Source organism: Spirosoma pomorum, assembly GCF_054776615.1.
In genome coordinates this window covers 475,612-489,330 of sequence record NZ_BAAHBP010000037.1, presented here as the reverse complement: position 1 = coordinate 489,330, position 13,719 = coordinate 475,612, and the positions used below count along the sequence as shown (strand labels likewise).

8 protein-coding genes are annotated in these 13,719 nt (G+C 50.5%); 4 read left to right on the top strand and 4 right to left on the bottom strand.

Translation table 11 applies throughout. The features are described from left to right. Positions 1-19: 19 nt before the first annotated feature. From ACYVAD_RS23140 to ACYVAD_RS23130, 3 genes are all read right to left on the bottom strand, one after another. Positions 20-1,015 (bottom strand): bifunctional heptose 7-phosphate kinase/heptose 1-phosphate adenyltransferase, encoded by a 996-nt coding sequence (locus tag ACYVAD_RS23140; RefSeq protein ID WP_461141912.1) that lies wholly within the window; start codon positions 1,013-1,015, stop codon positions 20-22. A gap of 79 nt (positions 1,016-1,094) precedes the next feature. Next, complete coding sequence (locus ACYVAD_RS23135; RefSeq protein WP_461141911.1) at positions 1,095-2,603, bottom strand: NADH-quinone oxidoreductase subunit N; 1,509 nt, start codon at positions 2,601-2,603, stop codon at positions 1,095-1,097. A gap of 64 nt (positions 2,604-2,667) precedes the next feature. Beyond that, on the bottom strand, positions 2,668-3,480 hold the full coding sequence (locus ACYVAD_RS23130; RefSeq protein WP_461141910.1) for a TerC family protein: 813 nt from the start codon (positions 3,478-3,480) through the stop codon (positions 2,668-2,670). Between the two features lie 361 nt (positions 3,481-3,841). On the opposite strand from ACYVAD_RS23130, the gene ACYVAD_RS23125 reads away from it, so the two are divergent. Next, positions 3,842-8,920: a translocation/assembly module TamB domain-containing protein gene (locus ACYVAD_RS23125; RefSeq protein ID WP_461141909.1), complete on the top strand. Its 5,079-nt coding sequence runs from the start codon at positions 3,842-3,844 to the stop codon at positions 8,918-8,920. Between the two features lie 35 nt (positions 8,921-8,955). Beyond that, positions 8,956-11,337 carry a translocation and assembly module lipoprotein TamL gene (gene tamL / locus ACYVAD_RS23120; protein ID WP_461141908.1) on the top strand — a complete coding sequence of 794 codons (2,382 nt, stop codon included), beginning with the start codon at positions 8,956-8,958 and terminating at the stop codon, positions 11,335-11,337. On the opposite strand, the gene ACYVAD_RS23115 is transcribed toward tamL, so the two are convergent. Next, on the bottom strand, positions 11,334-12,011 hold the full coding sequence (locus ACYVAD_RS23115; RefSeq protein ID WP_461141907.1) for an arylesterase: 678 nt from the start codon (positions 12,009-12,011) through the stop codon (positions 11,334-11,336). The two genes, tamL and ACYVAD_RS23115, sit on opposite strands and share 4 nt — an antisense overlap. A gap of 176 nt (positions 12,012-12,187) precedes the next feature. Here ACYVAD_RS23115 and ACYVAD_RS23110 point away from each other — a divergent pair, with 176 nt between their 5' ends. After that, on the top strand, positions 12,188-12,886 hold the full coding sequence (locus ACYVAD_RS23110) for an ABC transporter ATP-binding protein (RefSeq protein ID WP_461141906.1): 699 nt from the start codon (positions 12,188-12,190) through the stop codon (positions 12,884-12,886). Between the two features lie 45 nt (positions 12,887-12,931). Next, the gene (locus ACYVAD_RS23105) at positions 12,932-13,693 is read left to right on the top strand and encodes a hypothetical protein (RefSeq protein WP_461141905.1); all 762 of its coding nucleotides are present in this window, start codon (positions 12,932-12,934) and stop codon (positions 13,691-13,693) included. Positions 13,694-13,719: the final 26 nt, after the last annotated feature.

The following is a 13,719-nucleotide window of genomic DNA, read 5'->3' as shown; positions in this document are numbered from 1 at the left end:
CTGCTCACCCTGGCACTTTTTACAACTTCTCTTTAGCTTCTTCTTTCAACTGGGCCTTATCGATAGGAACCACGCCAACTGACTCGCACACCAGTCCACCACCGAGGTTTGACAAACCGGCAACCACATCGGCGGGCTGATTCAGGGCGACGCAGCAGGCGGCAATACTGATGACGGTATCACCCGCGCCTGATACGTCAGCGATCTGCCGAACGTGAGCGGGTAATTTTACGGTTTCGCCTTTGTAGTCAATGTAAGCGCCCCGCTCGGAGAGGGTGATCAAAGCTCCTTTCAGATTCAAAGTCGTTTTCAGTTGGTTGACCACAGCCGCTAGCTCCTCGGCCTCATCAACATCAAACTCGACTTTTAGTCCCTCACGGAGTTCCTTCAGATTGGGCTTGAACAGCGTCGTGTTGTGGTAAGCCAGAAAGTTTCGCTTTTTGGGATCGACCACGGTGGGCACCCCCTGTTCGTTGGCGAAATTGGTGATTTCGGTAATGGCCTCCTGGCTTAGTACGCCCTTGTCGTAATCCTCAAAAATGACGACATGGCAAGTAGGAATCAATTCTTTCGCCTTGACAACCAATTGGTTCCGCTCGTCAGTCGTGATGTATTTGTCTGTTTCGGTGTCAACCCGAACGACCTGCTGCGAACTGGCGATAATCCGCTCTTTGATGGTCGTAATCCGATCGTGGCTACGAATCAGACCATCGCAATTCAGGTTTCTGTTGTTGAGTTCCTGGCAAAGTTGATCACCAGGCCCATCTGTTCCGATCACCGAACAGATGATTGCCTCGGCCCCTAGCGCCTGTACATTCAGTAGTACATTACCGGCACCACCCAGCCGCAATTCGCGCCGATTAACAGTAACAACCGGTACAGGAGCTTCGGGCGAAATCCGCTCCACCCGACCCCAAACGTAGGAGTCAAGCATTACATCGCCAATGATCAGAACACGTAAAGAGTCGAATTGATCGAACAGTTCATCAAGGGTCAGACTGGAGACCGGGGACATACAAATCAAATTTATCAAGCCGCAAAGAAACAAAAAGCCCTTCCGAATTCCGAAGTAAACCGAGGTTTTGGCCCGAGTCCTACCAGGCGAACCACGCCAGTAACCAATCGGGCTTCATAAATAACAGCAGCACGGGCACTACCAACGTAACCGCCAGCCAGATGGCGGGTCTGGGCAACGGAACAGCCCCCCTTTCGGCGGGAGCAGGCCGAAAAAAGAGAAGAAACGGAATTTTGATGTAGTAAGCCAGCGAGATCAGCGCATTTAGCAGACCAAGTCCAAACAAGGCTAGTAACCACCCATTTCCGGTTCGCTGATACGTATCAAACAGGGCAGAAAACGACAGAAGTTTGGCGGTAAATCCTACCGTTGGCGGTAATCCCGTCAGAGCCAGCATTACAATCAGCAGTGCCACTGACAGAAGGGGTTGTTTAGCACCAAGACCCGCAAAATCGGCAATGGCTAACGTATTACGCCCGGTGGAGCGAGCAAGTAAATCAATCAGAAAAAAGGACGCCAGCGAGATGAACAAATACGTAGCCGCATAGAAAACAGCGGCTTCAAAACCCGCGTCGCTTAGAGCGACTACCCCTACCAGCAAAAATCCCGCCTGGGCAATGGCAGAATACGCTAATAATCGTTTGGCATCCGTTTGCCAAAGCGCCGACAAATTACCGATCAGAATACCGGCCAACGCTAGCACAGCTAGTGGCGTCTGTAACACAATCGCCGTTGCGCCACCCATGGGAGCAGTTGCTGGCAAAGCCGTAACTACCCGCATCAACACCAACAAACCAGCCGCTTTGGGCGCTACCGAAAAGAAAGCGGCTACCGGAATCGGAGCGGCATCGTACGCATCAGGCGTCCAGATATGAAAAGGAACACCAGCCAGTTTAAAGAGCAGGCCAGCTAATGTCAGCACCCCCGCTACTGCGACAACCACGCCGTCCTGCTGAGCCATGCCCAACGCGAAGGACTCGGCAGTGAGATCCAGCGTACCAGTCATTCCGTACAGCAAAGACATACCGTACAGCATGATCGCCGAGCTGATAGAACCAAACAACAGGTACTTCATTCCTCCTTCCGACGCTTTGCGGGTCGTAGTCAGCGCTGTTAGCAAATACGAGCAGATGGAGACCAGTTCGATGCTCAGGTAGATGCTGAGCAAGTTGACGGACATCGTCATCAGGAACAGCCCCAGCGTCATTGCCATGAGTAACGAATACCACTCCAGCGGGAGTTGTGCAGGCTCTCGATCAGACAGTGCGTCCGGTTTTACCGTAAAAAGCTCGTAGAGTAAAACCGCAACGGCCGCTACAGCAACGATCAATTGAAAAGCGATAGCCTGATTATCAACGAATACCAGACGCAAAAACAAAAAACCTCGCACTGGCGACAGCACCGCCCAAACACCCGCAATGGTAACAGCCGCAACACTGAGTATAGCTAGTAGACGACGTTTATTGGTTGCGGTTCGGGTTACCAACTCGACGACTAACAGGCCACAAAACGCAATAGCCAGCCAGAGCGACGGGCCAAAACCACCCAGGCTGTTAAGTAAATCAGAAAGTTGGTCAGAAAGAGACAAAATAATGCGCTGTAAAAGAGATCAGGCCATCGAATGAACTTTACTCATCCAATGGCCTGACAAATTAAACGATTCCTTCGCGACGAGCCTCACCTTCGTACCCACGAAGTTGCACGGGTGGCTGCGATTTGCGCAAACGAATGTTGAGAAATTCAACTAACAATGAGAATGCGATAGCAAAGTAGAGGTATCCTTTCGGTACGACACCAATTTCCTGATTGAAGATGACAACCTCCGATAAATGAGCTCCTTCGGCCACGAGCATAAACCCGATCATGATCAGGAAAGCAAGGCCGAGCATCTGAATTGTTGGGTGTTCATTTACGAATCTGCCAACGGGACCAGCAAAAAACATCATGATACCGATCGACAGAATAACGGCTATCATCATGATCGTTACGTTCTGGGTCAGACCGATGGCCGTCAGAATAGAGTCAATCGAGAAAACGATATTGGTAACGGCAATCTGCGTTACAACACTGCTTACCGTTGCTTTTCCTTTTACGCTACCCGCTTCCTGCTCCCCTTCTCCGCCCTCCAGCTTGTGGTGAATCTCGGACGTAGCCTTATACAGCAGGAATAGACCACCGGCAAATAGGATCAGGCTCTGACCCGTCAGAGCTGCTTTGAACCAACCGGCATCGATATGGGTGAACGGCTTGCTTAACGAAATAACGAACGAGATACCAAACAGCAGTGCCAGACGAAACGCCATTGCCAGGATCAGACCAATATTACGGGCCTTGGGTTGATCTTGCGGGGCCAGTTTGTTAGCCGCAATGGAAATAAAAATGATGTTATCAATCCCCAGGACAATTTCTAAAAACGTCAGGGTTAATAGACTGACAATGGACTCAGCAGTAAATAATTCGCTCATGGTTGACGTAATGTGTAGCCCAAAATTACGCCCTGAGCCTGTGTATCCAAGAACTCACTCAGGGAAAGAACGCTGCGTCTGACAAAAGGTTATTGGCTGGCCTGAGCGGCTCAACATCACAATTAGGCAAGCAGGGTTTGCAACTGTGGCTACGTTTTATACGTACCTACTTTCGAAGAGTTGGCGTTTTTTGGCTTTTTCGTTGAATGAGATGAAACAAATAAATGAGTTTATCGATACTGACAATCCGTATCCTATTACTTAGTAACATATTCTACACTCCCTGCGTTATCACTGGTAAGGCTACCCGCGACATACTGAACCAGTTGGGCGGGTACTGGGAACAACCGCCATCACACCTGTGTCGAAAATTATCGTTAGAATACTGCTTGGTATCCTCGCACTGGTGCTCTTACTAGTAGGCTTTGTCGTGCTCATCGCAACGACACCCTGGGGGCAGCAATTTGTGACGAGTCAAGTCAATTCCTACCTGGCTCAAAAACTCGAATCGCCTTTCCGCATTGGGCGCATTGGTTACTCCATTCCTGATTGGATTGAATTAGAAGATGTTTTCTTCAAAACGCCCCAGGGGGATACGCTGATCAATGGCGGCCGGATGCGGATCGACCTCGATATGTGGGGATTACTCCAGAATCGAGTGGCGCTCAATCAGATCGAACTGGAACGGGTCAACCTGAATATTAACCGTACACTGCCCGATACGGCTTTCAATTTTCAATACATTATTGATGCCTTTGATACAGGAACCGCCCCAGAGCCTTCCGACACTGTATCGACGCCCATGGCAATCAACCTGTCGGGTATTCTGCTGAAAGATGTTCGGATCAGGTATAAAGACGACGTAGTGGGGGCCAACGTAAACGCTTATGTTGACAGTTTGCGAGCCAACTTTAACAAGACCGACGTTAATACCTCACAGTACCACTTATCCGACGTAACAGTAGACGGTCTGAACGTAGTAACACGCTTGTACGAAGGTTTACCAACGCCCCCGAGCCCCCCCTCCGATCCGTCGGATTCGCTGGATATTGGGCTGGGCAAGTGGACCGTTAACCGGGCGAAATGGGACGTACGCGTCGAAACGGCTGACTTCGCAACCAGAGGTAGCATTGGCCGACTGGCTATGGAGTCCGATTATTTTTATCTGAACGGATCAAAAATAGGGCTCAAGTCATTAGATCTGGCCAATGCCGACATTGCGGCTACGCTAACCAAACCAACTAAGCCTGCTTCCAAGACTACTCAACCCGCCGAGCCGGTCAGTACGGCACCGGGCTGGCAGGCAAAACTGACGAATGTCCGCTTTGCCAATAACCGGATCAAGTTTGACGACGAAACCGCTCCTCGTCAGAAGCAGGGGCTGGACTATGGTCATCTTGATCTTCAGAACCTAGGCATTGATGGACGCTTTTTGAACTATGCCGACCAGGGAAAGGATGGTATGCGCGTCAGTGGCCAGCTCCGCAATGGACGTTTCCGATCGACAAGTGGTTTTTTCCTGCAAAAGTTTGATGCCAATCTGCTGTATACCGACACCACCACGACTATTACAAACTTATACGTCCAGACGCCTACCTCGGTCATTCGCGACCGACTGGTCCTACGTTATGATTCGCTAGGTCAGCTAACGAACCCTCGTTTCGCAAACCGGGTCAACGTGCGGGTCAATCTGCGGCAGAGTGTGCTATCGGTAAAAGATGTTCTGCAACTGGCTCCCTTCTTGGCTGATACGCCACCGTTCAACGACAACAGTGGTGTTTTCCGGGCCAACGCGCAGGCCGTTGGTACACTATCCGCGCTGAACCTACCCCGACTGGAGCTGAGTATGCTTTCTGGCACGAACCTGCGGGCCAGCGGTCGCTTGACAAACGTCACCGATCCGGAACGATTGGGCGTTGATATTACCGTTCAGGATGCCACCACTCGCCTGGCCGACATCAATAGATTGGTTCCTAAAGGTACCATTCCGGAATCAGTTGCTTTGCCACCAACGTTCAAGATGACGGGTAAAATTCAGGGGGCACTCAATGACCTGATTCTGGACGCTAACCTCAAAACCGAGTGGGGTACCGCCGACTTTGACGGGCGGTTGGCTGGTTTTGTTACGGGCAAAAACCAGACCTACAAAGGCACACTGAACTTGGTCGATTTCGACGCAGGCAAGTGGACTAAACAGCCCGAGACAGCGGGCAAGATTACCGGCCGAGCTACCTTTGACGGACGGGGTATTGACGTCAATACGTTGTCGACTACGTTTGATCTGAACATTGCTTCCGCCGAACTCAGCGGCTATCGCTACCAGAATCTGGACGTCAATGGCAAGCTCAACAACGGTCTGCTCGATGTTCAGGGAACCCTGAAAGACCCCAACGCTAATCTGGCTCTCGACACCAAAGTTAGTTTGACAGGTGAGTTTCCGAGTATAGCGGGTCAGGTGGCGATCAACGAGCTAAACCTGCAAAAGTTAAAACTATACAGCGATCCGCTTTCGCTGAAAGGCAAGATCAATCTGGACATGGCCTCGGTCGATCCGGCAAAACCCGTCGGCACGGTCGCTGCCAGTGATGCGGTTATCAGTATGAACGGGCAGAATTATCCCGTTGATTCACTCTACGCCCGACTGGGTGCCGATGGAAAAAACAAGAGCGTTCTGGCTCAATTGCCCGGTGCAAGGCTGAACCTGAACGGGCAATTTGAATACACGCAACTGTACGACATTATTGCGGGCGAGGTTAGTAAATACATTGCGGTACCGTCGCTTAAGTACAAAACGATTCCTCCGCCCTATGCCTTTACGCTCGATCTGAGAGCCTATCAGAATCCTATCTTCAAAGCGTTTGTACCGGCTCTTACCCGAATGGATACGGTGCGGCTGAACGCTTATCTGGATAACACGCGCGACACGACGCTGTCGGCAACGTTACGTACCGGCGTTATTGTCTATGATACGACCACCATCAAGGGAGCCAGTCTGGCATTGCGGGGAGCGGATAACACCTTAAAAGTAGATGGCCGTGTTGACGGCATTTTATACGACGGTCTGAATATCCGGGAAACCGACCTGACGGGTACGGCGGCTGACAATCGATTCCGGTTCTCAGTCGTCAATAGAGATTCCGTTAGTCGGGAGCTCCACGGCCTTTCGGGGGTTCTGAGCGTGATCGATTCAAGTTATCGCTTCCAGTTTGCCCGTGACGGATTACTAACGAATTACCAGCGCTGGCAGACGGACACGAGCGGCTATGCGCAGTATAGTCCAGACGGCGTCTTTATCAATAATCTGCGTTTAGAACAGGGTAATCAATCGCTGGAGGTAAGTAGTACCGAACCTTATAATAACGCGCCTATCCGGGTAACGACTCGCGCGATTGACATTGCTAACCTGGCCCGCCTGGCAAACCAGGACACGACTCTGGCCGACGGCAAGCTCAACGGAACCGTTGTTGTTCGGGACTACATGGGAGAGAACAGTAAGCTGGCCTTTATTGGCTCGGTTTACGTCGATAGCCTCCAGGTGGTGAGTCAACCCATTGGGAATCTGACCGCTCGATTCAGCAACACCCCGGAAGGGAAAATCAACGTTAATACCACCCTAGCTGGCACATACAATGATGTTACGTTAACCGGCTTCTATAACCCGGAAGATGCGAAAAATGCACTCAACCTGGCCATCGATCTGAAGCGGCTCGACGCGCGTACGGTCGAGGCATTCAGCTTTGGCGAACTACGTCAGGCCAAGGGCAAACTCACAGGTCAGTTTACCGTCGCGGGTTCGACTGACAGTCCAAAGCTAGATGGCAGTGTGGCTTTTGATTCGGTTGCCTTCAACATCAAACAGCTTAATGCAACCTATAGCATTAATCAGGAAAAGCTCAGTTTCTCCGGCCAGACAATAAAAATCGACGACTTTGACATTCAGGACGCTAAAGGCCGTACGCTGACAATGGACGGTGCTGTTGAACTGAAAAATATTCCTGATGTAGCCTATAACCTTCGCATTCGGGCCGATCAGTTCCAGGTGTTGAATGCTGCTCGAAAAGACAACGACTATGCCTACGGGCAAGCCAGCATAACAGCTGATCTACGCGTCAAAGGCACCGGAACCAGCCCGTCCATTACGGGTAAAATCAAGATGGATGAAGACAGTAAGGTATCGCTGGTTTTGCCGGATGAATCGCTGGATGTAAGTGAGCTGAGAAAAGTTGTTACGTTTATCGACCACCGTGATTCATTGGCGTTGACCAAATATCTGTTCCAGCCGAAGCAGGACAGTACACGTCCCCGACTGGCTTTTGATCAGCTGACCAACTCAACCATTTCGCTGGATCTCGAAGTCGACGAAAAATCGGAATTAACCATCATTATTGACGAAATAAACGGTGACTATCTCCGGGCTCGTGGTAATGCCCAGCTGAACGTAACGCTCAACCAGGCAGGTGAATTATCGGTCCTGGGCCGCTACGACGTAACAGAAGGCGAGTACTTGATGACCTATCAGGTTCTGAAACGTCAGTTCGTTTTGGAAAAAGGGGGATACATCAGCTTTTCGGGCGATCCGCTGAAAGCTGACCTCAACATGACGGCGATTTATAAAGTGTCGGTTCCTCCTGCCGATCTAATTGGCAGTGAACAAACCTCAGTTGATGCTTCAGCCGCCAAACGTCGGCTGCCGTTCGAGGTTGCCCTCACAATCAGTAATAACCTGGCCTCTCCAAAGCTGGATTTTGACATTCGATTACCAAGTGGTGAGCAGGGTTCGGTTGGTGGTAACAGTACGTTAGGGACCGAAATCGAAAATAAACTACGCACCTTACGTCAGGACCCATCGCAGGTCAACAAGCAGGTCTTCGCTCTACTAGTGTTGAACCGATTCCTGCCCGAAAACACGTCTGATTTCTTTTCCGGATCAGACAATGGCGGCTTGAATAACCAGGCGGAAAGCTTAGCCCGGAGTAGCGTATCGAAACTCATTTCGCAGCAGCTAGGGAATCTGGCATCGAACGTACTGAAAGGTTTCGACGTCGACTTTGACCTGCTATCGCAAACGGGCAGCGCTAATACCGGTGGTATAACCAACGGCGCGCGTACGGATTTAAACGTAGGCTTGTCCCGGAGCTTTCTGGAGGGCCGGTTGACCGTATCAGTCGGTCGTAACTTTGTGTTGGAAAACACGGCTCAAAGCGCCACCCGTAATCCCAACGAGGTATTTGACAACGTATCGGTGAACTACAGCCTGACGCGGGACGGCCGGTACTTGTTGCGTGGTTACCGTAAAAACGACTACCAGGCTATTCTGGACGGCTACATCATTGAAACCGGGGTTGGCTTTATCATTACGCTCGACTACAACACGTTCGCGAACGCTTTCCGTCGGTCATCACCGGGTAATCCAGCACCGGCAACTCCCACCAGCAATTAACTATGCGCTTTCGTTTCTTCTGTTTATTAATATCCATGCCTCAACGCTATCGTTCGTCAAAAACGTACCGATCGGGTGTTCGTACGCTGTGCGTGCTGGCTTTGCTCTCGCTTAATGCCTGCAACATTGCCAAGCACCTGCCCGCCAATGAACGATTGTACATGGGTACTGATATTACGATCAACGCCGACTCAACCGTGTCGGAGTCAGAACAGGAAACGATGCAAACAACGTTAAGTGAGATAGCTCGTCCCAAGCCCAATGCTAAACTCTTTGGTTACCCGTATAAAGTCGGTTTTTACTACCTCTTCGGCGAACCCAAAAAGCCGAAGGGTTTCCGGGCTTGGTTTCGTCGCAAGTTTGGTCAGGAACCTGTCTTTGCCAGTGCGCGGGCTCTATCCGCTAACGTCCCCATCTGGGAGGGTACGCTCGAGAACGAGGGTTATTTCGGATCTACCGTCAGTGGCTCGCTCAAAGAGGATGGTTACAAGGCGCGGGGGCAGTACCAGGTAGCACTCAAACAGCGATACCTCATTGACTCAGTCGGTTTCCTGGGCGATTCGACGCCGGTTCGAAAAGCATTACTGCGCTCCGGTCAACGAACTGTTTTTAAGAAAGGAGATCCTTTTCGGCTTACGTCAATCAACGTCGAACGAGAGCGGATCAGTCAGTTTATCAAGCAGCGAGGCTTTTACTACTTCAACTCCGATTACGTTGCCGTTTTGGCAGACAACGATTCGGTTGCTCGTCGCTCGAAACTATACTTCGCGATTAAACCCCAAATGCCGGCTGCAGCTGGGGTCCCCTACTCGATTCGTGATGTCATTATTTACGCTAACTACAATCTGTCGACAGCGCAGAGCGACACGACCCAGCGTCGGTTAGAGAGCGATGAAGACTTCATTATTGTCGACTCGGCCAATACGTATAATCCAAAGCTGTTCCGGGACATTATTGCCGTACGGCCCGGTCGCACCTACAACAGCCGCGCCCAGGATTTAACGCTATCCCGGTTTATTAACGTGGGGGCGTTCAAGTTCGTCCGGAACCGCTTCGAACCATCGCAGCAGGGCGATTCGGCCGTGCTGGATGCTTACTATTACCTGACGCCCTACCCATTCAAATCGGTTCGGCTGGAACTTGATGGTACGTCCCGTTCGAACAACTTCACGGGTACCCAGCTTATAGCGAGCTGGCGAAACCGGAACACGCTCAAACGCGCTGAGTTGTTAACGATCAATGCTAATGCCGGTATTGAATTTCAGGTGGGTGTAGGCGAGAATCAGAGTGTAACCAATTACCGTTTTGGGACAGACGCTACATTAAGTTTCCCCCGATTAGTTAGCCCGGTACGTTTTCGCTATGACCGGCGGCAGGCCCTGCCCAAAACGAACGCTACTATTGGCTATCAACTTATCAGACGGGGCGGTTTGTATGATCTGAATTCATTCCAAACAACATTCGGGTATGCCTGGCGCCAGAATCTGAAAGTTGAACACGTCTTTCAGCCTTTTAACGTAAACTACATTCTGACATCCAACGTCAGTGATGCAGTTTATGATACTTTGTTGAGCTATACTGTACCTCAACTCGTTAAAAACCAGTTTAACAGTATAATTGGCACTCAGCAGCTAATCCTTAGTACACTCTATACATTTAACTATAATTCCTCTCCTAGGTCAGATTTACCAACAACATTTCGATTTACAGGCAATTTTGAGCCTGCGGGCAATTTAGCAAGCCTGATTTTTCGCAAAGAATTATCAAATGATTCCGACAGAAGAAAAGGAATTTTCAATGTACCTTATGCTCAGTTCCTTCGACTTGATGCCGATGCTCGTGTGTATCACAAGGTGAGCCCTAGCATAACTTGGGCGAGTAGGTTATTTGCAGGAGTTGGTATTACGTACGGCAATTCAAGAGGGTATCAATTACCTTTTACCAAACAGTATTTTGTAGGCGGCAGTAATAGTATCAGAGCCTTTCGACCCCGTGCTATTGGTCCGGGCCTATATACCCGAGACACCCTTCGTAACGTCGTTCCTTTCCAGGATGGGGGCGGTGATATCAAATTAGAAGCAAATACAGAATTACGAGGTAAAGTCAACAAATACATCGAGCTGGCAGCCTTTGTCGATGCTGGCAATATCTGGACGTACTCGAATAATGATATTTTTGGCACGGATGCGGATGCAGTCTTTAGCCGTAATTTCTTAAGGCAGATAGCAATCGGCACGGGCGTTGGCTTGCGAATCGATTTATCCTATTTCCTGTTACGTTTCGATTTTGCGACACCACTCCGCAAACCGTACAAAACTGACGGCAGCGAGTGGGTAATCAACAAAATCAATTTCCGCGATCGAGACTGGCGACGACAAAATCTGGTTTTTAACATTGGGGTCGGTTACCCATTCTAGTTCGCCGATTTTTTTTCCAGCACGGGCTTCAGTACGTTCCAGACGGTGTTAGCCACGATCTTGTGTCCTTCGGGGGTTGGGTGAATACCGTCACGCTGGTTCAGTTTGGGTACTCCTCCCACATTCTCCAACAGGAAAGGAATCAGTACCGCTTTGTTTTTGTCAGCCAGTTCCTTAAATAATTCACGAAACTCTTTGGTATAGCTGGTCCCCAGATTTGGCGGAATTTGCATACCGGCCAGGACGATGTTTGCCTCCGGACTCTTCTTCCGTACCGTATCCATGATTGCCTGTAGGTTCTCCCGAGTCGCTTTGAGTGGCAAGCCACGGAGTCCATCGTTTCCGCCTAGTTCCAGCACGAACACAGCTACCGGCTGACGTAACACCCAACTGATCCGACTTTTGCCCCCGGCCGTTGTTTCTCCGCTCAACCCAGCATTGACGATCTGGTAATTTAGCCCGGCGGAGTCAATCTTTTCCCCAACTAATGCCGGGAAAGCCTGACTGGGCTCGACGCCGTACCCCGCCGTCAGGCTATTACCGTAAAAGAGTACGGTCTGTTTTTTGGCCGGAGCCGCCGGTGCTTCAGCCGCTGCGTTCGAAGACAAGGACTGACTGCTGCCTTCAGAGGCCTTTTTGGTATCGCCAGAACCACACCCCCATACCGTTGCCATTATAAACAAGCCGCCTATCAAAGAATGGTGTATTCTGATCGTATGTGAGAACTTCATCGATTACCCAAGAGTTAATTCGTTTATAAGCCACCGTTTACGGGCCGATATATGCCTAACCGCCGAATTGACCGTATTTGTTTCCCGGCGGTTGATACAATAAAATCTGCAGTGCCCAGATGAGCATCTTACACGTCGAAAATTTAACTAAAACCTACACCAGTGGCGGCCGTGACTTAACGGTTCTCCATAACGTAAATTTCACCCTTGACCATGGCGACACGTTTGCCATCGTTGGTCCATCAGGCAGTGGCAAGACAACGTTGCTGGGACTCTGCGCCGGCCTGGACCGGGCATCGTCGGGGAGCGTTTACTTAAACGACATCCGGCTCGATACCCTGACCGAAGACCAGCGGGCGGCTGTTCGCAACCAGCATGTTGGGTTTATTTTTCAGAACTTTCAGCTTCTGCCCACGCTCACGGCGCTGGAAAACGTAATGGTACCGCTTGAGCTGCGGGGCAGCCCACGATTGGGGGAGAAAGGCGTACAGAAGACCGCTCAATCTTTACTCGAACGAGTTGGGCTCGGTAGTCGTGGTCACCATTATCCCACTCAACTATCAGGGGGAGAGCAGCAACGGGTGTCATTGGCACGGGCGTTTGCCAACCGTCCCAAACTGCTATTTGCTGACGAACCCACCGGCAACCTTGATGCGGATACCAGTGCTACGGTTGAAGAACTTCTTTTCGAATTGAACCGCGAAGCTGGTACAACACTCGTACTCGTCACCCATGATTTGGAACTGGCGGCCAAAACCGACCGAACGATTCAAATCCGGGGGGGCCAGTTGGTCAGTGATTCACGCATACATACTTAACAGCTCCGATCTGACAAACTTCTTTTAATACATCTCCGTTCTCCTATGCTTCAACGTTCTAATCAACTTCGATTTTTAGTTCTGAGCCTGGTCAGTCTATTAGCGGCTTCCGTCGGGCACGCGCAGATTCTTTTCGACGCTGAAACTGGAGTTGTTTTTCCAGGATCATACAATGACATTCGGCAACCGTCGCCAGCAGGTACGTTGTACAATGCCTTTGGACCAGATTTCAACGTAAAACCCGTTATCAATCTACGCGGGCGACTCGGCTATACGTTCAACGACCGCCATACTATTTACGCAACCGTTGCCCCGTTGCTGATCGAGTCCGTTGGGAAGCAGCCACTGACACAGCCCGTTCGATTTGATGAGATCACTGTCCCGGCTGGACGCACGCTGACAACCCGTTACAAGTTTAATGGGTACCGGCTGACGTATCGCTATCACCTAATCCGTCGGGAAACGTTCCGATTGGCGATTGGCTTAACGGGCAACGTACGGGACGCCTTTATTGAGGTTCGAGATGGTCAGCAAAGTCGTCGGTTCTCCGACCTTGGCATTGTTCCCTTATTAAGTTTGTATGTCAACTACCAGCCAGGCCGCTTTGGCCTGTTACTCGACGGTGATGGCTTCGCCAGCCCGTTTGGTCGGGCTGAAGATGTCTTCGCTGGCGTTACGTATGCTTTAAGGCCCAAAACCAAACTTAGAGTCGGATACCGTGTGCTGGAAGGGGGTGCAGACACCAATGACTTTTACAATTTCACGTTGTTTAATACGGCCGCTATTGGTGTACAAATTGGCCTGTAACAGGAGCTTAACTGGTTGACATTTGC